Annotated in this window: 20 protein-coding genes; 3 read left to right on the forward strand and 17 right to left on the reverse strand. The window is 66.7% G+C overall.

Annotated elements, in window-relative coordinates; all coding sequences use genetic code 11:
* Genes AC1PPK_RS03845 through AC1PPK_RS03855 form a run of 3 tightly spaced genes read right to left on the reverse strand, consistent with a single transcriptional unit; the run spans position 1 to position 4,112 of the window.
* Positions 1 to 1,293 (reverse strand): cobyrinic acid a,c-diamide synthase CobB, encoded by a 1,293-nt coding sequence (locus AC1PPK_RS03845; RefSeq protein WP_481116531.1) that lies wholly within the window; start codon positions 1,291 to 1,293, stop codon positions 1 to 3.
* On the reverse strand, positions 1,290 to 2,081 hold the full coding sequence (cobA, locus tag AC1PPK_RS03850) for a uroporphyrinogen-III C-methyltransferase (protein WP_481116532.1): 792 nt from the start codon (positions 2,079 to 2,081) through the stop codon (positions 1,290 to 1,292). Before cobA ends, AC1PPK_RS03845 begins: the two co-directional genes overlap by 4 nt.
* A gap of 24 nt (positions 2,082 to 2,105) precedes the next feature.
* The gene (locus AC1PPK_RS03855; protein ID WP_481116533.1) at positions 2,106 to 4,112 is read right to left on the reverse strand and encodes a hypothetical protein; all 2,007 of its coding nucleotides are present in this window, start codon (positions 4,110 to 4,112) and stop codon (positions 2,106 to 2,108) included.
* Between the two features lie 186 nt (positions 4,113 to 4,298).
* Between AC1PPK_RS03855 and AC1PPK_RS03860 the strand changes: the two genes are divergently transcribed.
* A complete protein-coding gene (locus tag AC1PPK_RS03860; RefSeq protein WP_481116534.1) occupies positions 4,299 to 5,024 on the forward strand; it encodes a carbonic anhydrase family protein in 726 nt (241 codons plus the stop codon).
* A gap of 101 nt (positions 5,025 to 5,125) precedes the next feature.
* Here the strand turns inward: AC1PPK_RS03860 and AC1PPK_RS03865 are convergent, their stop codons facing one another.
* From AC1PPK_RS03865 to AC1PPK_RS03875, 3 genes are all read right to left on the reverse strand, one after another.
* Entirely contained in the window at positions 5,126 to 9,004 is a 3,879-nt protein-coding gene (locus AC1PPK_RS03865) for a DUF3683 domain-containing protein (RefSeq protein ID WP_481116535.1), read from the reverse strand.
* A gap of 191 nt (positions 9,005 to 9,195) precedes the next feature.
* Entirely contained in the window at positions 9,196 to 10,188 is a 993-nt protein-coding gene (locus AC1PPK_RS03870; protein ID WP_481116536.1) for an SGNH/GDSL hydrolase family protein, read from the reverse strand.
* 254 nt (positions 10,189 to 10,442) lie between these two features.
* The gene (locus AC1PPK_RS03875; protein ID WP_481116537.1) at positions 10,443 to 10,793 is read right to left on the reverse strand and encodes a RidA family protein; all 351 of its coding nucleotides are present in this window, start codon (positions 10,791 to 10,793) and stop codon (positions 10,443 to 10,445) included.
* Between the two features lie 97 nt (positions 10,794 to 10,890).
* Between AC1PPK_RS03875 and ilvA the strand changes: the two genes are divergently transcribed.
* The gene (ilvA, locus tag AC1PPK_RS03880; protein ID WP_481116538.1) at positions 10,891 to 12,411 is read left to right on the forward strand and encodes a threonine ammonia-lyase, biosynthetic; all 1,521 of its coding nucleotides are present in this window, start codon (positions 10,891 to 10,893) and stop codon (positions 12,409 to 12,411) included.
* Positions 12,412 to 12,483: 72 nt separating this feature from the next.
* Here the strand turns inward: ilvA and AC1PPK_RS03885 are convergent, their stop codons facing one another.
* Genes AC1PPK_RS03885 through AC1PPK_RS03905 form a run of 5 tightly spaced genes read right to left on the reverse strand, consistent with a single transcriptional unit; the run spans position 12,484 to position 16,692 of the window.
* Positions 12,484 to 13,521 carry an NAD-dependent epimerase/dehydratase family protein gene (locus AC1PPK_RS03885; protein ID WP_481116539.1) on the reverse strand — a complete coding sequence of 346 codons (1,038 nt, stop codon included), beginning with the start codon at positions 13,519 to 13,521 and terminating at the stop codon, positions 12,484 to 12,486.
* Between the two features lie 31 nt (positions 13,522 to 13,552).
* Complete coding sequence (locus AC1PPK_RS03890; protein ID WP_481116540.1) at positions 13,553 to 14,362, reverse strand: sterol desaturase family protein; 810 nt, start codon at positions 14,360 to 14,362, stop codon at positions 13,553 to 13,555.
* A gap of 47 nt (positions 14,363 to 14,409) precedes the next feature.
* Positions 14,410 to 14,739 (reverse strand): SMR family transporter, encoded by a 330-nt coding sequence (locus tag AC1PPK_RS03895; protein ID WP_481116541.1) that lies wholly within the window; start codon positions 14,737 to 14,739, stop codon positions 14,410 to 14,412.
* 14 nt (positions 14,740 to 14,753) lie between these two features.
* Positions 14,754 to 16,190 carry a methyl-accepting chemotaxis protein gene (locus AC1PPK_RS03900; protein ID WP_481116542.1) on the reverse strand — a complete coding sequence of 479 codons (1,437 nt, stop codon included), beginning with the start codon at positions 16,188 to 16,190 and terminating at the stop codon, positions 14,754 to 14,756.
* A complete protein-coding gene (locus AC1PPK_RS03905) occupies positions 16,180 to 16,692 on the reverse strand; it encodes a PAS domain-containing protein (protein WP_481116543.1) in 513 nt (170 codons plus the stop codon). The genes AC1PPK_RS03900 and AC1PPK_RS03905 overlap by 11 nt, the downstream gene beginning before the upstream one ends.
* Positions 16,693 to 16,798: 106 nt before the next feature.
* Between AC1PPK_RS03905 and AC1PPK_RS03910 the strand changes: the two genes are divergently transcribed.
* On the forward strand, positions 16,799 to 17,089 hold the full coding sequence (locus tag AC1PPK_RS03910) for a hypothetical protein (protein ID WP_481116544.1): 291 nt from the start codon (positions 16,799 to 16,801) through the stop codon (positions 17,087 to 17,089).
* A gap of 93 nt (positions 17,090 to 17,182) precedes the next feature.
* On the opposite strand, the gene phnE is transcribed toward AC1PPK_RS03910, so the two are convergent.
* The 6 genes from phnE to AC1PPK_RS03940 all read right to left on the reverse strand — a co-directional run bounded on the left by phnE (position 17,183) and on the right by AC1PPK_RS03940 (position 23,111).
* Positions 17,183 to 17,953 (reverse strand): phosphonate ABC transporter, permease protein PhnE, encoded by a 771-nt coding sequence (phnE, locus tag AC1PPK_RS03915; protein WP_481116545.1) that lies wholly within the window; start codon positions 17,951 to 17,953, stop codon positions 17,183 to 17,185.
* Positions 17,950 to 18,771, reverse strand: coding sequence for a PhnE/PtxC family ABC transporter permease (locus AC1PPK_RS03920; RefSeq protein ID WP_481116546.1), 822 nt, complete (start codon positions 18,769 to 18,771; stop codon positions 17,950 to 17,952). Before AC1PPK_RS03920 ends, phnE begins: the two co-directional genes overlap by 4 nt.
* Positions 18,768 to 19,589 carry a phosphonate ABC transporter ATP-binding protein gene (locus AC1PPK_RS03925; RefSeq protein ID WP_481116547.1) on the reverse strand — a complete coding sequence of 274 codons (822 nt, stop codon included), beginning with the start codon at positions 19,587 to 19,589 and terminating at the stop codon, positions 18,768 to 18,770. Before AC1PPK_RS03925 ends, AC1PPK_RS03920 begins: the two co-directional genes overlap by 4 nt.
* Positions 19,590 to 19,727: 138 nt before the next feature.
* Positions 19,728 to 20,609 (reverse strand): putative selenate ABC transporter substrate-binding protein, encoded by an 882-nt coding sequence (locus tag AC1PPK_RS03930; protein ID WP_481116548.1) that lies wholly within the window; start codon positions 20,607 to 20,609, stop codon positions 19,728 to 19,730.
* 165 nt (positions 20,610 to 20,774) lie between these two features.
* Entirely contained in the window at positions 20,775 to 21,680 is a 906-nt protein-coding gene (locus AC1PPK_RS03935) for a DMT family transporter (protein WP_481116549.1), read from the reverse strand.
* A 96-nt stretch (positions 21,681 to 21,776) separates the two neighbouring features.
* Complete coding sequence (locus tag AC1PPK_RS03940) at positions 21,777 to 23,111, reverse strand: NYN domain-containing protein (RefSeq protein ID WP_481116550.1); 1,335 nt, start codon at positions 23,109 to 23,111, stop codon at positions 21,777 to 21,779.
* Between the last annotated feature and the right edge of the window lie 44 nt (positions 23,112 to 23,155).

Consider the following 23,155-nt stretch of genomic DNA (forward strand, 5'->3'; position numbering starts at 1 on the left):
TCAGGCGCCGAATAGCGCGGCGACGGCTGCGGGATTGGACGGGAAGTAGAAATGCACGTAGGAGGCGGTTACTCGGCCCAGCCGGTAGATCGCCTCGCCGTCCTTGCCACCACGCAGGCTGCTCGCGCGGGTCAGGGGCTGCAGCGATGTCTCGCTCTTCGAGTAATGGAAGGTATGGCCGGTGAGCCGCCCTTCCGGCAGTTCTGCCACCTGCGTGCCAAGGGCCGCCAGCCGTGCCTGCATGCGCGTGTGGCCAGGCAGCACGGCGGAACCGGGGAAGCTCGCGCCGGCCTTGTCGGTGATGGTCTCGAACAGGCTCATCATGCCGCCGCATTCGGCCAGCAGCGGCTTGCCGGCCGCCACGTGGGCGTGCAGGTCGGCCTGCCAGCGCGCGTTGGCGGCCAGCGCCCCGGCGTGCAGTTCGGGGTAGCCGCCGGGCAGCCACAGCGCGTCACAGGCCGGCAGCGCATCGCCGGCCAGCGGCGAGAAGAAGCTGACCTCGGCGCCGAGCTCGGCCAAGGTATCCAGATTCGCCGGGTAGATGAAACCGAAGGCCGCGTCGCGGGCCACGGCGATGCGCCGGCCATGCAGGCGAGCATCCACCGACGGACGCGCGACGGCCGGAAAGCTCACCGGCGGCGGCAGGTCCGCCGCGCCGGTACGCGCCAGGTGGTCGGCGAGACGATCGAGGCGAGCGTCCAGGTCGGCGATCTCGGCCGCCTGCAGCAGGCCCAGGTGGCGTTCCGGCAGCGCTGCGTCGGCATCCCGCGGCAGCGCGCCGTACCAGGCAATGCCAGGCCCCAGGCTATCCTGCAGCAGCTTGGCGTGGCCTTCGCTGCCCACATGGTTGGCCAGCACGCCGGAGAACGGCAGGTCCGGCTGCCAGGTGGCGAGGCCATGCACCAGTGCGCCGAAGGTCTGCGCCATGGCCTTGGCGTCGATCACCGCCATCACCGGAATACCGAAGCGGCGCGCGATGTCGGCACCGGACGGCGCGCCGTCGAAGAGGCCCATGACCCCCTCGACGAGGATCAGGTCGGCCTCCTGCGCAGCCGCGTGCAGGCGCCAGGCAGCGTCTTCGGCGCCGCACATGCCCAGGTCCAGGTTGTACACCGGCGCCTCGCTGGCCACGGCGTGGATCTGCGGATCGAGGAAGTCCGGGCCGCACTTGAAGACCCGCACCTTGCGCCCCTGGCGGGTATGCAGGCGGGCCAACGCGGCAGTAACGGTGGTCTTGCCCTGCCCGGAGGCCTGGGCCGCGACGAACAGGGCCGGACAGGCGGCTACGCTCATTCCTTCGCCTCCGGATGGAACCAGGCCAGGCGCGACTGCAGGCTGACCACGTCGCCGACGATGGTCAGCGCCGGCGGCGTGATGCCGGCCGCCTTCACGGCCTCGGCCAGATTGGCCAGGTCGGAGGTCACCACCCGCTGGGCCTTGGTCGTGCCGCGCCGTACCACCGCCGCCGGCGTCGTCGCCGGCAAGCCGTGGGCGACCAGTTGGGCGCAGATCGTCGCCAGCTGGGTGATGCCCATGTAGAACACCAGGGTCTGCTTGCGCCGCGCCAGCATGTCCCAGTCCAGGTCCACCGAGCCGTCCTTCAGGTGGCCGGTGACGAAGATGCAGGACTGAGCAAAATCCCGGTGGGTCAGCGGAATCCCTGCATAGGCGCCGATACCGGCCGCCGCGGTGATGCCGGGAATCACCTCGAAGGGCACGCCGGCCTTCACCAACTCTTCCACTTCCTCTCCGCCGCGCCCGAAGATGAACGGATCACCGCCTTTCAGACGCACGACGCGCTTGCCTTCCTGGGCCAGGCGCACTAGCAACGCATTGATGCCTTCCTGCGGCAGCGAATGGTTCGAGGCTTTCTTGCCGACGTAGATGCGTTCGATGGCCGCCGGCACGCAGTCGAGCACCTCCTTGCTGACGAGGTTGTCATAGACCAGCACGTCCGCCTCGAGCAGCAGGCGGAAGGCACGCAGCGTCAGCAGCTCCGGATCGCCAGGGCCGGCGCCGACCAGATAGACCCAGCCCGGCTTGGCCGGAGAACGTTCGCGGGGAAGAGAGTCGGCAGGCACGTCAGCGCTCCACGGTGGAAAGTCTCAGGATACGGCCGGCTTTCGCCACAAGGCCAGGCGCACCGGTGCGCTGGGCGTGAAACGCAGGCGTCCGGCCACCGTCTCGCCGCTGGACAGGCTCAGCTCCTGCCAAGCCTCAGCAGGCACCTGGGTGGCGAAAGCCAACAGCTCGCCACGGGCCTGATCGTCCTCGGCGCTGGCCACCAGACGTCCGCCCGGCGCCAGACGGGCCCACGCGGCCGCCAGCCAATCGCTGAGTCCCGCACCACCCCGAATGAACACTGCCTCCGGCGCCGGCCATTCGCGGCACCGCAGTGGCGACGCGCTGCCAATCGCCGACAGGTTGTCACCCACCCCTGCCAACGGAATGCTCATCCCCAGCAGGCTCGGCTCCATCCCGACCGCGCGTACCCGCGCCGTCGGCACCGCCCGCGCCCATTCGAGAGCCAGGCTGGCCTCGCCGTCGGCGATTGCCCAGCCGGTCTCCCATGCCGCCGGCTGCAGCCAGGCCAGTGCCAGCGCGCGCACGGCCAGCGGCAGCGCAGCAGGCGCCCCTTCACCGAGGGCCGCATCGGACAGCCCCGGCAGCTCGGCAAACAACCCGCTCGACGGACCCGTGGCGACGATCAACACTGCCCGCGGATCGAAGGCCTCACGCAGCTCGACCAATTCGGATGCCAGCCAGGCCCGCGCCTGAAGCGCGCCCGCGAAGAATTCGCAGACCCATACCCGCGCGCCGGCAAAGCCGCTGTCGAGCAGCAGACGAGCCACCGCCACCGGCGCCGCGGCATCAGCCAGCGGCAGGGCCAGCAGACGATGGGCGCGCAGTTGACCGCGCAACGTCGCCAGCGGCGCCCGGCGCAGGTCTACCACCGACACGATCTCGGCCGACAGCCCCAGCGCGGCACAGGCCGCCTGCACGCGCCCGACACCGGGCAGCACGCGCACATGGGCCGGGCCAAGTTCGGCCAGCAGTTCGGCGGCCGGGCCGTCGCCGGCACCGTCGCCGGTCACCACCAGCACGCTGCCGGCATGGCCGACGGACCGCACATCGATGTGGGCCGATTCAGCGGCACAAAGTTGCTGCGGCACATTCAGTTCAAGGCCGGCCAAACGGTCCAGCGCATCGGCGGTCCCCAGCACAACCCGCGCATTGCGCAACGTAGTCAGCGCTTCGGTCGACAGCACCGGCGGCACATCCAGGCCCAGGCTGACGACGGTCAGCGGAGCCGGTTCAACAGCAACGGGTTCGGGTTCGACTGCGGCCTCACTGTCGACGGACGACAGCGCCTCGAGCGCTTCAACGTCCACGGGCATGGCGGCAGGCGCTTCACCCGCCACCTCGACGAGTACATCCGCCACCTCGGCAGCCGGTTCATCGGACTCGCCTTCCAGCAGCGTTTCGCCAGCCTGCTCCCGACGTTCGCCCTGGCCATTCCGCTCTCCACGACCACGCCGACGCTTGCGCTTGCGCCGCGGACCGGCAGGTGCATCGGCCGCTTCACCGTCGGCAACCGGCTGCAGGTCGTCGGATTCGTCGACAGCACCTTCGACCGCATCAGCCGTTTCGGCGGCGGCGTCCTGTACCGGCTCCTGTACCGGCACGGGCGCGGCCTCGGCCAGCTGCGGCTGTTCCTGCGGCGTCACGGCTTCGACGGGAGCGGGGATGGCAGGCACCTCCACGACGGGCACCTCAACAACCGGCTCCGGCTCAACGACTGACACAGGCACGTCGGCAACGGCTTCCACCGCCGCGAAGAGATCCGCCGTCGCCTCCACGACGACGACGGCCTCGGCCTTCGGCTTGCGTGGCGCACGCTTGGCGCGGGGCTTGGCCGCCTTCTTGGCGACGGGCGCGTCGGCTTCAGCCTCCGCCACGACGGGGGCCGCCTCAGCGGCGGGAACGGCTTCGGCCACGACTTCAGCTTTCTTGCGCGAGGTCCGGGCGGGAGCCTTGCGGCGGGCCGGCTTGGCAGGCGCCTCCGCGTCCGCCGGCACGGCCGGCGGCTCGAAATTCTGTTCTTCGCTCATGTTCTGGCGGCCGCGTTCACGCACGACCGGAAAAACGGGGGACGCAGGATAGCACGAAGCCATTTACGCCCGCGGACGGGGACTGCAAGCGTTGCAGATTGAACTAAAGTTCAGCCGCAGCAATGCCGTTTCAGCGCCGGACATCGCGGCATTCCGATGTCTGAACAACACACTAGCGGAGACATAATGAAAACCAAACTCGTCCTTGCCCTGGCCCTCGCGGCCTTGATCAGCAACACCCCGGCGCTGGCCGACGACCACGGCGGCCCGGTCGCACCAAAGCCCTACACCACCGGCGCGACCCTCACCAAGGCCGTCCAGGCCAGCATCACGCCGGACAAGGCACTGGAGATACTGAAGGCCGGCAACGCCCGCTTCGCAGCCGACAAGCCCCTCAAGCGCAATCTCAAGGCGCGGGTCCAGGCCACGGCGCTCGGCCAGTTCCCGTTCGCCAGCGTGGTCGGCTGTATCGACTCCCGCGCCGCGCCGGAGGTGGTCTTCGACCAGAGCGTCGGCGACATCTTCGCCGCCCGCGTGGCCGGCAACACGGTCAATGAAGACATCCTGGGCAGCCTCGAATACGCCTCCAAGGTGGCGGGCTCCCGCCTGGTGGTCGTCCTTGGCCATACCGGCTGCGGCGCCATCAAGGGCGCCTGTGACGACGTGCAGATGGGCAACCTGACCAGCCTGCTCGCCAAGTTCAAGCCGGCCGTCGCCATCGCCTCCACCCCCGGCGAACACAACTCCCACAACCACGCCTTCGTGGACGAAGTGACCGAGCTCAACGTGAAGCAGGTCGTCCAGCGCATCCGCGAACAGAGCCCGATCCTCAAGGGCCTGGAAGACGAGGGCAAGATCAAGATCGTCGGTGCCCTGTACGACACCAGCAACGGCAAGGTGACCTGGTACTGAGCCAGTAGCGGCCCAGCCACGGGAATCCATCGCGGATCTCCGGCACCATGTGACGAGGCCCGCTTGCGCGGGCCTCGTCGTTTCAGCGGAGCGAAAGGCGCTTACAGCAGCACGCGCTCGATGCCGCCGCTGTTGGCCTTCGCCACATAGTCGGCCATCCAGTTCTCGCCGAGGATGTGCTTGGCCATCTCGACAACGATGTAGTCGGCATCCACACCACCAGCATCGTTGGCGTAGCGCGACAGGCCCTGCAGGCAGCTCGGGCAGGAGGTGAGGATCTTCACCTGGGCGGTGGCATCGGCGCCGCGCAGCTTCTCGGCGCCCTTCTCGATCTCCTCCTGCTTGCGGAAGCGCACCTGCGTCGAGATGTCCGGGCGGGACACCGCCAGCGTGCCGGATTCACCGCAGCAGCGGTCGGACAGGTTGACCCGCGTACCCATCAGCTCGTTGGCCACCTTGATGCCGGAATGAACCTTCATCGGGGTATGGCAGGGCTCGTGGTACATGTAGCGGGTACCGGTGATGCCATCGAGCTTGAGGCCCTTCTCCATCAGGTACTCGTGGATGTCGAGCAGCCGGCAGCCCGGGAAGATCTTCTCGAACTGGTACTTCTGCAGCTGGTCCATGCAGGTGCCGCAGGACACGATCACCGTCTTGATGTCGAGGTAGTTGAGCGTGTTGGCGACCCGGTGGAACAGCACCCGGTTGTCGGTGGTGATCTGCTGGCCCTTGTCGTCCTCACCGGCGGAGGTCTGCGGATAGCCGCAGCACAAGTAGCCCGGCGGCAGCACGGTAGTGGCGCCGACCTGGTAGAGCATGGCCTGGGTGGCCAGGCCGACCTGACTGAACAGGCGCTCGGAACCGCAGCCCGGGAAGTAGAACACCGCGTCCGACTCGTCACGCTTGACCTGCGGGTTGCGGATCACCGGGACGATGGCATCGTCCTCGATGTCCAGCAGCGCGCGGGACGTGCGCTTGGGCAGGCCGCCCGGCATCGGCTTGTTGATGAAGTGGATCACCTGGGCCTTGATGCTCGGCTTGCCGAGGGTAGCCGGCGGATGCTGGACCTGGTCCTGGATCAGGCCGAGGGACTTGCCGACCGCATGGCCGAGGCGCTGGGCCTTGTAGCCGAGGCCGATCATGCCGGCGCGGATGGTCTTGATCGTCGCCGGATCGGTGGCGGTCAGGAAGGCCATCGCCGCGGCCTTGCCGGGGTTGAAGGACTTCTTGCCCTGCTCGCGCAGCAGGTTGCGCATCTTGATCGACACGTCGCCGAAGTCGATGTCCACCGGACAGGGCTTCTCGCACTTGTGACACACCGTGCAGTGATCAGCCACGTCCTCGAACTCGGCCCAGTGGGCCAGGGACACACCGCGGCGGGTCTGTTCCTCGTACAGGAAGGCCTCGATCAGCAGCGAGGTGCTGAGGATCTTGTTGCGCGGGCTGTACAGCAGGTTGGCGCGCGGCACGTGGGTCGAGCACACCGGCTTGCACTTGCCGCAGCGCAGGCAGTCCTTGATGTCATGGGAGATCTCGCCGATGGCGGTCTGCTCCATGATCAGGGACTCGTGGCCCATCAGGTTGAAGCTGGGCGTGTAGGCGTTGTCGAGGTTGCCGCCGCGCATCAGCTTGCCGCGGTTGAAGCGGCCTTCCGGGTCCACCTTCTGCTTGTAATCCCAGAAGTTGGCCATCTCGGCGTCGGTCAGGTAGTCGAGCTTGGTGATGCCGATGCCGTGCTCGCCGGAGATCACGCCATCCAGCGAACGGGCCAGCTCCATGATGCGGTCGACGGCCTTGTTGGCGGTCTGCAGCATCTCGTAGTTGTCGGAGTTCACCGGGATGTTGGTGTGCACGTTGCCGTCGCCGGCGTGCATGTGCAGGGCCACGAAGACGCGGCCGCGCAGCACCTGTTTGTGCAGCTTCTTGATGCCCTCGCGCACCGGGCCGAACAGCTGGCCGTCGAAGATCTTGTCGAGGCGCGGCTTGAGCTCGTTCTTCCAGCTGGTGCGGACGGAATAGTCCTGCAGGCGGTGGAACAACTTCGGGTTGGCGGCACGGTTGCTCAGCTCGCCGGCGACAATGCCGTAGGACACGAAACTCGGCTCGGCCAGTTCCAGCGGGGTGTCGAGGTTATCGAGCAGCCACTCCCAGCGCAGGCGCACCGCCTCCACGTAGTTGATGGCGGCCTCGCGACGGTCGCCGATCAGCTCGTCGCGGGAAATCGTCGCATCGCCGGTGTCCAGCGGCAGCTCGCCCTGCAGGTATTCCTTCAGCGCGTCGCACAGGGCCAGCTTGTTCTGCGTGGACAGCTCGATGTTGATGCGCTCGATGCCATCGCAGTAATCGCCCATCCGCGGCAGCGGGATCACCACGTCCTCGTTCACCTTGAAGGCGTTGGTGTGGCGGGAGATCGCCGCGGTGCGCGAACGGTCGAGCCAGAACTTCTTGCGCTGCTCGGGGCTGACCGCGATGAAGCCTTCGGCGCCGCGGGTGTTGGTCATGCGGATCACTTCGGAGGCGGCGGTCATCACCGCCGCTTCATCGTGGCCGACGATGTCGCCGATCAGCACCATCTTGGGCCGCCCGTGGCGCTTGGCCTTGGTGGTGTAGCCCACCGCCTTCACATAGCGCTCGTCCAGGTGCTCCAGGCCGGCCAGCAGCACGCCGGCGGCGTTGCCGGCGCCGCCCGGCTTGAAGTAGTCGGTGATCTCGACGATCGCCGGCACCGCCTCGCGGACCTGGCCGAAAAACTCCAGGCACACCGTGCGGGTCACCGGCGGCATCTTGTGCAACACCCAGCGGGACGCCACAATCAGGCCGTCGGTGCCTTCCTTCTGCACGCCTGGCACGCCACCGAGGAACTTGTCGGTGACGTCCTTGCCGAGGCCGTCCTTGCGGCAGGCCGCGCCCGGCATCGTCAGGATCTCTTCAGAGATCGGCTTGTAGCTCTTGGCGTCGAAGCGCTTCAGGCGGAACTGGACGGTTTCCTGTTCGTGGATCTTGCCGAAGTTGTGGTTGAGGCGTTCCACCTCCAGCCAGTTGCCGTCCGGCGTGACCATCTTCCACCAGGCCAGGTTGTCCAACGCAGTGCCCCACAGCACGGCCTTCTTGCCGCCGGCGTTCATCGCGATGTTACCGCCGATGCACGACGCGCTGGCCGAGGTCGGGTCCACCGCAAAGACGCGGCCGGCCAGGGATGCAGCTTCCGACACCCGGTCGGTAACGACGCCAGCGCCGGTGCGGATGGTGGCGTAAGGCTCGGTGTGGCCGGGCAGCACCACCTCCTCGACCGGCCCCAGGGAAATCAGCTTTTCGGTGTTGATGACCACCGACCTGGCGTCCAGCGGCACGGCGCCGCCGGTGTAGCCGGTGCCGCCCCCGCGCGGGATGATGGTCAGGCCGAGCTCGATGCAGCTCTTCACCAGCGGCGCCATTTCCTCTTCGGTGTCCGGGTAGAGGACCACGAAGGGGTACTCGACGCGCCAGTCGGTGGCGTCGGTCACGTGGGACACGCGGGCGTGGCCGTCGAAGCAGATATTGTCCTTGCGGGTGTGGCGGACGAGCTCGTGGCGCACCTTCCTGCGCAGCTCGGCGGTGTCGTCGAACAGCTTGGCAAAACGATCCACCGCGGCGTTGGCGGCCTGCACCAGGCTCGCCACCTTGGCGCTGCGCTCCGGATCCTCGTCGCTGGACTCCTCGCGACGCTTCTCCACCTCGTGCAGGCGGTGGCGCAACGCGCCGATCAGCGCACCGAGGCGGTCCCGGTTGTCGAGCAGATCGTCCTGCAGATAGGGATTGCGCTGGACGACCCACACATCTCCGAGCACCTCGTACAGCATCCGCGCAGAGCGGCCGGTGACACGCTCGGTGCGCAGGTCATCCAGCGTCCGCCAGGCCTCGGGGCCAAGCAGGCGAATGACAATCTCGCGATCCGAGAACGACGTGTAGTTGTAGGGAATTTCGCGCAGGCGTTGGGTCATGGAACACACCGGAACCGACAGGGGAACTGCCAATTGTATCCAATGGGAAGCGACGCCGGGGCGTCAAATCAATACCTTAACGCCTGTGGGGCCATTACTTGGCGGCCTGCCGGCCACAACCGCCCCCCTGAAAAACAACGAGGCCGGCACCCAACTACCGGCCTCGATCGTCACTTTCGCAGCTGCGGATGTCAGGTTGCGCACCGGCCGCGGTACCGAGTCCTCACCAGCAGCACCAGGCCAACTCCCAGCAGCGCCACCGTACCCGGCTCCGGGATACCCAGCGCCGACAGCGCCAGCACGCCGGCACGAACCTGGACGATCTGCGTCGGGTGGATCCCGTCGGCGAACACCGAGTCGCTGCACGCAGGCGCGTTCTGTGCAAAACACGGATAGAGCGCATTGCTGAGGCCGAAACGCTGGCCACCGGAATTGGTATCGGCGACGACATCCTCGAGCATGCTGAACAGGTTGACCTCGGCGACATTAACCGCGAAGATCTTGCGCAGATTGTCGAGCGCCGTATCGAGCAGCGCATCGTAGTACTTACTCACCTCCGTCGCTGCACTGCCCTTACCGCCGAGGTTCATCTCGGGCGTCAGACCGAGATCCGTGACGTTGGCGATCAGGAAATTGCGCGCGCCGGTGCTGATGAAATATCCCAGCGACTTGGTCAGGTTGCTGAGCACCGTGTCGGCCACCGACTGGCGGAAGGCCACGTCGGCCACCGTACTGCCACTGTTGGTACGCACCGCGTCGAGCAGGTCATTGGAGCCGATCCCGATCACATAGAGGGCGTTCGGATCCGCCGCCCCGCCCGTCGTCGGCGCCCACTGCCCGAAAACCTGCGACAACAGACCAGTACCGGGCCCCGCATGGCCGTCGGCGCCGGACAGGGCGCCACCCCATGCATAGTTGTTGCCGCCTTGCCGCCAGGCCGTGGAATCGGCAGGCAGTCCCAGCCCCGCCGCAACCCTCTCGGTCCATACCGGTCCGTCGGAGAAGCGGCCCTGATAGTAGGGCGGCGGCGGGTAGGCTCCATTGGTCGCCGAATAGACGTTACCCGTATCGGACAGGCTGTCGCCGAAGAAATAGACGCTGGAATAGCTCGCTTCGGCGGCGAAAGCCGCCGTCGTCAGGCACAGGGCGGCAAGGCCGCGGGACAGTCGCTTGGACCAGGACATGGGGTTCCCCTCATTGGTTCGAGTTCTTGGTGGAAAACCGGTGTCGCTGGAGCTTGGCGGGGACATCGACCGAAGAACCACCACCAGCCTTTCCACGCCGCGAAACCGGGCGACGCGATGCCAAGCAAATAAAATACCAAGCGTGAGAAAATCCCTTTACATCAAACGTTCACATCCCCTTCAACAATCATTCTCAATTAATTCCTTAGGCATATGTAAGATTTCCCGACACCATTCAACCGGCGGCGCTTGGCTCAGCAGGCCGCCTGCACCGCCACCTCAATCCGCCAACCCGGCTTGGCCAGGCGCACCACCTGCACGCAGGCGCGGACCGGTGCGGTACCTGCCGGCAGCCAGGCGTCCCACACTGCGTTCACCGCGTCGTAATCCGCCATGTCCACCAGGTACAGGGTCGCCATCAGCAGACGGTCCTTGCCGCTACCCGCCTGGGCGAGCAGATTTTCGAGGCTGGCCAGCATCGCCGCGGTCTGCGCCGTGATGTCGGCGTGTTCGTCCGGCGGTACCTCGACGCAATGGACGGCGCCGTTGTGGATCGTGTAGTCGGAATAGCGCGGCGTGGTGCCGGCACGTTGGATCGGGGTCATGGAAAGCTCCGCAGGGCCAAAGGATGCAATGTTGCAGCGCGGCGCCTCCGGCTGCTACCCTTTGTTGCTTCCCCAGCCGAAGCAAAGGTCTTGTGTCATGAGCGCGCAGCATCCGGACTACCTCCAGAAGATCCTTACCGCCCAGGTCTACGACGTCGCGATCGAGACGCCCCTCGACCCGGCGCCCAACCTGTCGGCGCGAATTCACAACAGGATCTTCCTGAAGCGCGAGGACATGCAGCCGGTGTTCAGCTTCAAGCTGCGCGGTGCCTACAACAAGATGGCCAGCCTCAGCCCGGCGGCCCTCAAGCGCGGCGTGATCTGCGCCTCCGCCGGCAACCACGCCCAGGGTGTCGCCCTGTCGGCCAAGAAGCTCGGCGCGCGGGCGGTCATCGTGATGCCGACCACCACGCCGGCGATCAAGATCGACGCGGTCAAGCGCCACGGCGGCGAAGTGGTGCTGGCCGGCGAGAGCTATTCCGACGCCTACGGCCACGCCAAGGAACTCGAAAAAGCCGAGAAGCTGACCTTCGTCCACCCCTACGACGACGTGGAAGTGATCGCCGGTCAGGGCACCATCGGCATGGAGATCCTGCGCCAGCACCCCAAGCCCATCCAGGCGATCTTCTGCGCGGTCGGCGGCGGCGGCCTGCTCGCCGGCGTCGCCGCCTACGTCAAGCGGGTACGCCCCGAAATCAAGGTGATCGGCGTCGAAACGGTGGACTCCGACGCCATGGCGCGCTCCCTCGCCGGCACCGAGCGCGTTGTGCTCGACAGCGTCGGCCTCTTCGCTGACGGTACCGCCGTCAAGCAGGTCGGCGTAGAAACGTTACGCGTGTGCCGGGAGTATGTGGACGAGATCGTTCTGGTGGATAACGACGCCATCTGCGCCGCCATCAAGGACGTCTTCGAAGACACCCGTTCGATTCTGGAACCCTCCGGCGCATTGGCCCTGGCCGGCGCCAAGGAATACGCCAAGCGCCACGCCCTGAAGGACAAGACCCTGGTCGCGGTGGCCTCCGGCGCCAACATGAACTTCGACCGCCTGCGCTTCGTCGCCGAAAGGGCCGAAGTCGGCGAGCAGCGGGAAGCCGTGCTGGCCGTCACCATCCCCGAGAAGCCCGGCTCCTTCAAGAAGTTCTGCAACCTGCTCGGCAACCGCAACATCACCGAGTTCAACTACCGCTACGCAGATGCGCAGAAAGCCCACATCTTCGTCGGGGTCGGCGTACACAACCGTGCCGAGGGCGGGCGTATCACCGAGCTGCTGCAGCGCCACGAGCTGCCCTGCCTGGACCTCACCGACGACGAGATGGCCAAGAGCCACATCCGCTACATGGTCGGTGGTCACGCCCCGCAGGCGGACAACGAGGTGCTGTACCGCTTCGTGTTCCCGGAACGCCCGGGTGCGCTGCTCAACTTCCTCGAGACCCTGCGCTCCGACTGGAACATCAGCCTGTTCCACTACCGCAACCACGGCGCCGACTTCGGCCGCGTGCTGGTCGGCATGCAGGTACCGCCGTCCGACCGGGAGGCCTTCCAGGGCTTCCTGGCGCGGCTCGGCTACGAGTATGTGGATGAAACCGCCAACCCGGTCTACCGGATGTTCCTCGGCTGAAGATCTCCGGACCAGTCTGGCCCCGGCACATCGGCGCCAGCCCCCGAAACGGGGCTGGCCCGCAATGTCCGGCTAATTGCGACCGACGGCCAGATGCTCGCAATGCCAATCCAGCGCCTGACGGATACCCGTTTCGAAGGGCGTGGCGGGCGTCCATTGCAGGCACGCCGCCGCCTTTTCCGTCGAATAGATGAAGCAGTGGCCGAATGACTTGACCACCGCCGTGGTGATCAGCGGCTCGCCGCCGATGCCGATCTTCGCCACTCCCTCAAGCAGCGCCGCAAGCCCGTACATCAGCCAGTACGGCAGCTTGACCACCCGATACCTGAGCCCGAAGCGCTCGGCGATTCGCTCGCACAGGTCGAGCATGCCGATCCGGGTTTCGGCGTCGAGGATGAGGAAGTCCTCGTTGTCGGCGGCGGGATTCCCCAGCGCCTGCAGCATGGCGTCGACCAGATCCTCGACATAGATGAAGCCCAGCGGATAGCTGTTGGGACTCCACAACGGCAGAAAGCCACTCTCGAGCTGCTCCAGCACCGAAGGCAGCAGAGCCCGGTCGCCCGGCCCATAGACCCAGCCCGGATAGATGATCGTCGATACCAGCCCGCGGGCCTGGTAGTCCTTCACGACCCGCGTCCCGGCGATCTTGGTGTCTGCGTATTTCTCGTTCCAGGCCGCATGCGGCGTGGCCTCGGTGACAACCTCCCCTGCTTTCGGCAGACCAAACACATCGGCAGTGCTGACGTAAACGAACTTGGCGATGCCATGCTGCAAGGCCAGTTCGCACATGTTCTCGGTGCCGCTCGCATTGGCCGCACGGTAGGCATCCCAGGACGCCTCGGTGCTGACCATCGCCGCCACGTGGAACACATAGCGCACCCCGTCGAAGGCCGCTGCGAGGGATTCCTTGACGGCGATGTCGCCTTCGACGATCTCCAGCCGGCCGTTCGCCGACGCATCCAGCCCGACTTCCTTCAACACCGGGTTGTTCGCGTTCCGGACCAGGATCCGCACCCGGTAGCCCTCCCGCAGCAGACGCCGGGCCAGCGCCCCGCCGACGAAGCCGGTGGCACCGGTCACCAGCGCAAGAGTGTTTTCGACAGGCTCCAAGGCTTACTCCCGGATTGTGGTTTGCATTCGATCAAGCCTGCGCCGACTGCGCCCGGCCCTTTTCAGCCGCCGACTCGGTCAGCCGGACACCCAGGAACAGGGACTTCATCGTGTAGTCCTCCATCAGGCCCAGCGGCCCCTTGTCGGGCACATCGTCCGAATCGATATACGTGCCGAAGAGGTGATCCCAGATCGAGAAATAGAAGCCGTAATTGGAATTCCCGTAGGCCATGTCCCGATGGTGATGGATGAAGTGCATCCGCGGCGTGACCAGGAACCACTCCAGCTGCCGCACGAAGGGCAGGCGCAGGTTCGAGTGGGTCAGGTGTTCGCTGGCCATCTGGATGAACAGCAGGATGAAGAAGGCCGTGTGGCTCTCCGTCAGCAGGAAGAGCGGCGCCATCAGTGCGCCGGGCGCCAGGATGAAGACCATGTCCATCGGCGTCCCGCGCATCCCCGAGAACCAGTTCAGGCTGCGGGCGGAGTGATGCATCGCGTGGATGCGCCACACCACGCTGGAGTGCATCAGCCGATGGGCCCAGTAACCGAGGAAATCGGTGGTGATCAGATAGACCAGGACCTGCGTCGTCACGCTCCAGCCGGCAACGGCCTGCCGCGCCGGAGCAGCCCACGCGTAGAGGCCATTGGCCACGGCGTTCAGGGCCGGCCCGAAGATCACATCCACCGCCCCTCCCAGGGCCAGCGCAACAGCCAGGAACCAGCGGTCGAAGGGCTCCACCGGCTGCGGCCCGTATTCATCCATCGGGAAACGCCGGGCAAGCGCCCAGACGATGATCCCCAGCACGATGAAGGCGAGCAGTCTCAGCAACTCTTCAGGCATCTTCAGCTCATGCTTCCTTCACGAAGACCAACCCGGCGGCGCCCGTTTCAGTGCATCACCGACTTGGAAAACAGGTTGAGGACCAGTGCCCCCGCAGTGATCAGGCCGATCCCGATCACCGCGGCCAGATCAAGCTTCTGGTCGTACAGCAGCCAACCGGCCACCGAAATCAGCACCACGCCCACGCCGGACCAGATCGCATAGGCCACGCCGAGATTGATGACCTGGATGGTCAGCGACAGGAAGTAGAAGGCCGACGCATAACCCAGCACAACGATCACTGACGGAAGCAGGTGCGTGAAACCCTCCGACGCCTTCAGCGCCGAGGTCGCCAGAACCTCCGAAACGATCGCAATCCCAAGAAAAACCCAGTTCATCCAAGCCCTTTACATCAATCGGGATGCTTCTCCGCAACCAAGCGGTCGAGCAGATCCATCGCCTCCCGGCTGCCGGCCTCCATGCTTTCCAGCCCATCGACAATCGCCGCCTGCAGCGCGGCGGCGTTCTGCCAATCCTGGTCGATCTGCGCCATCACCTGATGGGCACCGTCATGAACCCGGGCATGGGGCTGCTCCAGGCGGCGGTAGGAAGGAAGCGTACCGAAGCTTTCTTGCCCCTCCCTGTCATACCAGGTGCCAAGGCGGCACTGGTGGTGATCCATGGCCACCGCCCGCGCCGCATCCGCGTCGCAGGTACCGTTGAGGGCCAGGTAGGTACGCTGCTTGTAGACCATATGGTCGAGCTTGAAGAGGGTCACCAAGCTTTTGTCGTGGACCCGCACCGACTCCTTCTCGGTTTCCCGCGCCGCTGCAGCGAAGCGGCCGAAGGTCTGGGTCAGCTCGCCGACCACCACCGACGAGCGGGCCGTGATCTCGCGCATCTCCCGCGCATCCTCCTGCATCGCCTCGCCGTCGGTGATCAGGCCGCGCATCACCTCGCCGATGGCCTGGGACGCGCTGCGGGTCTTCTCCGCCAGCTTGCGCACCTCGTCGGCCACCACCGCGAAGCCGCGGCCCGACTCGCCGGCCCGCGCCGCCTCGATGGCCGCATTGAGCGCCAGCAGGTTGGTCTGGTCGGAAATCTCGGTGATCAGCACCACCGCCTGGCTGACCTCCTTGCTGCGCGCATTGAGGCCGCCGATAGCGTCCGCCACGTGCACGATGCGCTCGCTGATGCCCGACAGCTGGCTGACCACCTCGGCCACCGCGCGCTGGTTCTCCGCCGCTTCGCTCGCCGTCTCGGTGGCGGCGGTGGCGGCTTTGCGCATCTGCGTGGTGACTTCCAGCAGATCGGCCTGGTTGCCGGTCAGGTTGGCGATCAGGTTGCCGGCATTGAGCAGGCCGGCATTGCTGAGCACCCGGTTGCGGGCCTGGTCGCGCAGGTGCGAGGACATGTTGGTGAGCAGCGTGTTGTGCGTTTCCATCGCCTCGAACAGGCTGCCGTGCAGGCCCGCCGACTGGGCGAGGCGGCAATAGCGGCCTTCCATCTGGGCGCGGAAGGAAGAGTCGGCCTCGCGGAAATAGGCTTCCAGCTGGTCGAGCATGTCGTTGAGGGCCCAGATCAGGCGGCCGATCTCATCCTTGTCCGATACCCCGGTGACGCGATCGACGAAATGCCCGCGGCCGATCTTCCCGGCCAGTTCCACCGCCGATTGCAGTGGCGCCAGCGAGCGGCGGAACTGCCACTGCCCCCACACTGTCAGGCCCACCCCAAGCACCAGGAAGACCAGCAACACCGGGTGGAAGCCGGTGATGAAGAACACCGTCAGCAGGGTCACCAGCAGCAGCGCCGACTGCCCCCAACCCACCAGGGACAGTTTAGAGTGCAAGGACGAACTGCTCATAGCTCTTTCCATTCAAGACTTCAGTCAGGACCGCCGTCCCGGCAGCGATCGCATCCCGCGCGCCGGCACGGTTCTCGGCGGCCAGCATTTCCTTGTACAGACCGGCTGCCGCACGTATCGCCTCGGCCCGCGGCTTGCGGCGCACCGAGGTATAGCTGACGATCCGCCGCGCGGCGTCGTAGTCCGGCGTCACCGTCGCCAACACCCAGTAGAAGCTGCCGTCCTTGGCCATGTTCTTCACGTAGGCGATGAACTCCTGCCCCGCCGCGATGCTGTCCCACAGCAGCTTGAAGGCGCTGCGCGGCATATCCGGATGGCGGATGATGTTGTGCTGGCGGCCGATGAGTTCCGCCTCGCTGTAGCCCGACAGCGCAATGAAGATCCGGTTGGCGTAGAGGATGCGCCCCTTCGGATCGGTCTTCGAAACGATGAAATCCTGCTCGCCCAGCGAACGTTCGCTGCTGGTCGGCGTCACACGCGGCTTCATGGCCTGGCACTGCCCTTCATAAGTACGGGTTCCGATACACACAGGCCCCGCCGACGGGTGCGCAAAACGCACATGCAGGCGAGGCCAGTGACTATGTCGGCAATTTTTGCCCACACTGAAGGTCGGTATTACCAAAAAGTGCATCGAAACGGGACAGCCCCACCCTGACACCTCCGCCGGCCGCCTGGTTAAATCGGGCGATGATCCTGCCTCCACCCCCTTTGACCAGCCCCGCTTCCCCTCCCTCCTCCAGCCACGAATCCACCTGGTCGGACTACGCCATGCTGATCAACCTGATCGAAAAGCGCTGCGTGGCGTCGCAGCGGTACGTTGCGACATCATCGAGGCAGGCCACGACATGCTGGATTCATCCATCCATAGCGTGAAGGCGTTTTGACGCCTGGCATGCCATTCATCATCGAATGGTGCAGCCAGTTTGCGGCGAACAAAAACCTGGCTGCACACCCCGACGTCCTCACCGGAACTTCCGCTAGACCGACGCCCGCCGCAGCCAGGCGCTGACGCCATCCACCATGATCGCCATCGCCAGCATCGCGAGGATCACCGTGCTGGCCTCCGCTTCGTGGAACAGGGACAGGCTGAAGTACAGCAGCGCACCGAGCCCGCCGGCGCCGACGAAACCGAGGATCGCCGCCATGCGGATATTCATCTCCCAGCGGTACAGCGCATAGGCCAGCCACTGGGCGGCAACCAGCGGAAAGGTGCCGTACAGGAAAGCCGCCAGGGACGGCGCCCCTGTGCCAGCCAGCGCTTCCGCCGGTGCCGGCGGCGTGTTCTCCAGCGCCTCGGCGAACAGGCGGCCGAGCACGCCGGTGGTATGCAGCGCCAACGCCAGCGTGCCGGCGAAGGGCCCGAGGCCGGCGGCCAGCACCATCAACGTGGCCCACACCAGCTCCGGCACCGAACGCAGCAGGTTGAGGACGAAACGCGCCGCAGCCCGCCCGGCCACGCCATGACGCCCGGCCGCCGGCAATGCCAGCACGGCGCCCGCCACGGCCGCCAGCACGGTGCTGACCAGCGAGATCGCCAGCGTCTCCAGCGCTGCCCAACCCACCTTGGCGAGAAAATCCGGCCCCAGCTCGGGCGGGAAGAAGCGCCCGACGAAATCGGCGATCTCCCTCGCCGCCGCGCCGGTGAACAGCGCCCCCAGCGGCATATCGAGGTAGGCGAAGCTGCCGGCCACTGCCGCGATGACCAGTACCACGGCCAGCAGGCCGTCGAAGGACATCCCGGCCCTCATGCCAGCCTCCGCCGCAGCAGTTCGGACAGGCCGTCGGCCGCCACCACCAGCACCAGGAAGGTCACCAGGATGCTGGCAGCCTCGCCGCCGTTAAGCATCTTCATCGACTGGTCCATCAACTGACCGAGCCCGCCGGCGCCGACGAACCCCATCACCACCGACGCGCGCACCGCGCACTCCCAGCGATAGACGGTGTAGGACACCAGCTCGCTCGCCGCATTCGGCAGCAGGCCGTAGCACAGGGCCGCCAGGCGGCCGCTACCGGCCTCCAGCAACGCGCGGGCCGGGCGGGCGTCGGTGGATTCGAGAATTTCGCCGTACACCTTACCGAGCATACCGCCGTAGGTGATGCCCAGCGCCAGCACGCCGGCCGCCGCACCGAGGCCGAAGACCCGCACGAACAGCAGCGCCCAAACCAGCTCCGGCACACCGCGCAGCACCGCCAGCAGCGCCCGTGCCACGCCCCGCAGCGACTGGCCGATCCAGCCGCGCCGGCCCGGCCCCAGGCGGGCGATGGACAGGCTGCGGGTCAGCACCAGGCCGAGCGGCACCGCCAGCAGAATGGACAGCGCGATGCCGGCGGTGGCCATCGCCAGCGTCTCGATGGTGGCCTTGCCGAGCAGGGACAAAAAGTCCGGCGCAGTCTCGGGCGGCAGGAAACCGGCGAGGAAATTACCCATCGCCGTCAGGTTGCCAGCCTCGAACAGGGCTGCCGGATGAAAATCGGTGAGGCGGAGCAGCGGCCACAGCAGCACCAGCGCCACGAGGGTCCAGCCCAGCCGCGGCAAGGCGGCCGGATCGCGTACGGCGGTGCTCATGCGCAACGCAGCGGCGGCAATTCGTCGGCGGTTTCGGCCGGCTCCGGGGCGCGCAGGCCTCCCGTCAGCGGTAGCCCGCCCTCGGCGGCGTACAGCTCGCGCAGCATGGCATCGCTGACCTGCGCCGCCGGCAGGTCGAACAGGATCGCCCCGTCCTTTACGCCGACCACCCGTGGGAAATGGCGCAGCGCCAGGTCCACCGCGTGCAGGCTGGCCACCAGCGTGACGCCGCGGCGGGTCGCCTCGTCGTTGAGCAGGGAAATAGTGAGTTCGGACAGAGCCGGATCCATCGCCGACACCGGCTCGTCGGCCAGCAGCAAGTCCGGCTGCTGGTACAGCACGCGGGCCAGCGCGACCCGCTGCAGCTGCCCGCCGGACAGACGGTCGCAACGTTCATAGAGGCGATCGGCGAGATCCAGGCGGGCCAGCGCGGCGCGGGCGCCCTCCGGATCGACCGGCAGCACCAGCGAGGCGAGGGATTTCCACAGCGGCCACTGGCCGAGGCGGCCGGCCAGCACGGCGGTAACCACCCGCTGGCGCGGCGGGATCGGCGGCGACTGGTGCACCAGGCCGATGCGCGCGCGCAGGCGGCGCAGCGTGGCCGGCGTACAGGCCCACGGCTCGCCGTCGAGCAGTGTCACCCGCCCCTCGCCGGGGCGCAGGGACGCCGCCAGCACCCGCAGCAGTGTCGTCTTGCCGGCGCCGGACGCGCCGATCAGCGCCACACGTTCGCCCGGCGCGATGCGCAGGTCGATGCCGCGCAGCGCGCGGAAACCGTTGGCGTGGGTCAGCCCAACGCCTTCGAGGGAAAAACCCATGGTGATCCTTGTAGTCGCCGGTCGGAGCAAGTACGCGGGGCGCGAACCGCGTTGGGACGAGTGAATTCGCCCCATGGACTCAGCCGACAAATCGAGCCCCGGACTCGCCCCGCAAACCGCCCCGGCCGGCTTACGGCCTTACTTCAGCAAGCCAGCCGCGTGGGCGGCCGCTTCGATGCCCTTGTAGTTTTCCACCTTGGTGGGGATGAACTTGCTGGCGCGCTGCAGGGCCATGATTTCCTTGTGGGCCGGGTTGGCCGGGTCGAGCTTCAGGAAGGCCTGGGCGATCTTGGCCTGGATCTTCGGATCCAGGTCGCCGCGCACCGTCCAGTTGTAGTCGAAGTAGGTCGGCGTGGTGGCGAAGACGTGCACCTTGGTGGTGTCCACCTTCTTCTGCTCGACCAGCTTGTCCCACACCGAGGCGTTCAGCACGCCGGCGTCCACCTTGCCGGCCTGCACGAAGGCGACGGTGGCGTCGTGGGCGCCGGAGAAAGCCACGTTCTTGAAGTCCTTGTCCGGGTTGATGCCGTCCTGGCTCAGGAAGTAGCGCGGCATCAGGTGGCCGGAGGTGGACGACGGCGCGCCGAAGGCGAAGGTCTTGCCCTTCAGGTCGGCGAAGACCTTGATGCTGTCGTTGGCGGTGATGAATTTCGACGTGAACTTCGAATCCTCGACCCGCTGCACCAGCGGCACCGCCGTGCCGTTGGTGCGGATCTTGGCCTGCACGAAGGTGAAGCCGCCCAGCCAGGCCAAGTCTATTTTGCGGGTAGCCAGGCCTTCGACGACGGCCGCGTAGTCGGTCACCGGGATGAAGCTGACCTTCATCCCGGTCTCGTGCTCCAGGTAGGCGCCGAGGGGCGCGAATTTGCGCTGCAGTTCGGTGGGCGCCTCGTCGGGAATCGCCGACACGCGCAGAACTTCTTCAGCGTGGGCCGCAGCCGGCAGAGCGGCGACAGCAGACAGGGCGGAAACGGCACAGGCGCGCAGCAGCGCGCGCCGGGAAAACGGCACGGAAGGCATGAATGGCTCCTCAATACGGCGTCCAGCGGACACCAGCCGCCGGGACGAGGGGAGGACGGCCCCGGCTTGATGGGCGGAATGGCTGCATGCGATCCCGCGAAAAACCCAAAGCGGTGCGAAGACCGCGAGGCGGACTATAACCAGCGGAAAAGGATCAGTGAAGGGTCAATTTCCAGCAGCCACCCGACGGCTAGCCAGCCAGCCGAACAACGACAAGAGCGTCAATCCGCCGCCGATCAGCAGGATGCCGGCGATCTCGGTACTGCGGAATTCCTCGCCGAGGGTCAGCCGCGACGACAAAATCGCTACCACCGGCGTACCCAGCACCGACAAGCTGGCCTCCCAGGCCGGCACCCGGTCGAGGATCCAGATCCACAACCACCAGCACAAGGCCACGCTGGCCACCGACAGGAAGGCCAGGATCGCCACATAGTGCGGCGACCAGTCCGTCGCCGGCCCGGGCACCACTGCGGCCAGCAGCACCAGCGGCAGCGCACCGACGATCATCTGCCAGGTGGTCAGCACCAGCAGATCCACCGGCTGGCGGCTACGCAGACGCTTGATGAGGATGGTGCCGATGGCCCAGCACAGCGCCGCGCTGAGGCCCAGCAGCTTGCTGAACAGGCTGGCGTGCATGTTCCACGGCTCGATGATCAGCAACAGGCCGGCCAGCGTACAGGCCGCCGCCAACCACTGCTTGCCGCGCACCCGCTCACCGAGGATCGGCCAGGCCATCAGCAGCGTCCAGATCGGCATCGTGAAGATCAGCACCGCGGTCTTGCCGGGCCCGCCCTCCACCAGCGCCCAGGTCTGGAACACCACGAAGCCGCTGACCTGCACCAGCCCGATGGCGCTGGTCGCCAGCGGCGCCACCAGGCGCAGGGAGCGCCCGCTCAGACGCACCGCCAGCATCAGGGCCAGCGCACCGCCGACGGTGCGTTGCGCCGCCAGCGCGAAGGGCGAGGCGAAAACCAGCCCCTGCTTGAGCAGGACCCAGGTATATCCCCAGGTGGACGACAGGACTATGAGCGCCAGCGCGGGCAACCAGCGGGAAACGGACGATGCGGACATGCGTGAAACCGTCGCGGTGGACGGCAGGAAACGGAAGACAGGCAGACCTGCCGGTGGCTGCGAAGTTCGCCACCGCCACCGGCCGCTACGATGGACTTACTCGACGGACTCCGCCTTCTTGCGCGGCCGCCGGGCCCGGGGCGCCGGCTTGCGAACCTCTTCGGCCGGCGCAGGAACGACGGCCGGCTCCGCTACAACTGTACCGGCAACGGCCTTCTCCGGCCGGGCGGTCTTGCGCTTGGCCCGCGCGGGGCGGGCGGACTCGGGCGGAGCAAGCGATTCAGCGGGTGGAAGCGCTACCTCGACCACTTCCGGGACCGCCGCGGCCGGCTTGGCTTCGGCGGCCCCCGCCCCGGCTTCGGCCTTGCTCCCCCGGCGCCCTTTGCCACGCTTGGCCGGCGCCTTCTGTGCTTCCTCCAGCGGGGCGGCAGGTGGCACATTTTCCATCGGCACGACCGGCGCCGATTCGGCAACCGGCTTGCTGCGCCGGCCTTTCGGCGCCCGGCGCGGCTTCTCTGCCGGAACTTCGGCAGCAACCGGCGCAGCTACGACCAGCGACGTTTCAACCGTCGCCACAGGAGCCGCTTCATGCGCGACAGGCAGCGCCACCGCTGCGCGGCGATAGACGTAGGTGCCGGATTTCTCGTCGCGCCCGATCTCCAGCAATCCCCGCGACTGGGCTTCGTCCAGCAGATTGCCGAAGGCCTTGAAACCAAAACGGGTCTCGCTGAAATCTGGTTTGCGTCGCTTGATCGCGTCCTTCAGCACCGAGGCCCAGATCTTGCCGGTGTCACCGCGCTCGGCAAGCAGCGCGTCGAAGGTCTCGACCGCCATGTCGACGGCCCGGCTGCGCCGGGCCTCGATCTCCTCACGACGGCGCCCTTCTTCCTCGGGACTGCGGCGCACCTGCGGCTGAGCTTCCTTCGGTTCGCGCTTGGCCACCGCCTGGCGGGTTTCGCGCACCAGGTCGTCGTAGAAGATGAATTCATCGCAGTTGGCGATCAGCAGGTCCGACGTGGACTGTTTGACGCCAACGCCGATCACCTGCTTGGCGTTCTCGCGCAGCTTGGAAACCAGCGGCGAGAAATCCGAATCACCGCTGATGATGACGAAAGTATTGACGTGGCTCTTGGTGTAACAGAGGTCGAGGGCGTCCACCACCAGCCGGATGTCGGCGGAATTCTTGCCCGACTGACGCACGTGCGGGATCTCGATCAGTTCGAAATTGGCCTCGTGCATGCCGGCCTTGAAGCCCTTGTAGCGCTCCCAGTCGCAATAGGCCTTCTTGACGACGATGCTGCCCTTCAGCAGCAGGCGCTCGAGGACCAGCTTGATGTCGAATTTCTCGTACTTCGCATCGCGCACGCCGAGGGCGACGTTCTCGAAGTCGCAGAACAGGGCCATGCTGACGTTGTCGGGAGAGGCGGCCATGGGGAAATTCCTGAGATGGGCGAATGTGCCAGCAGAGTACGCGC

It is taken from the genome of Zoogloea sp. JDB1, assembly GCF_056724025.1.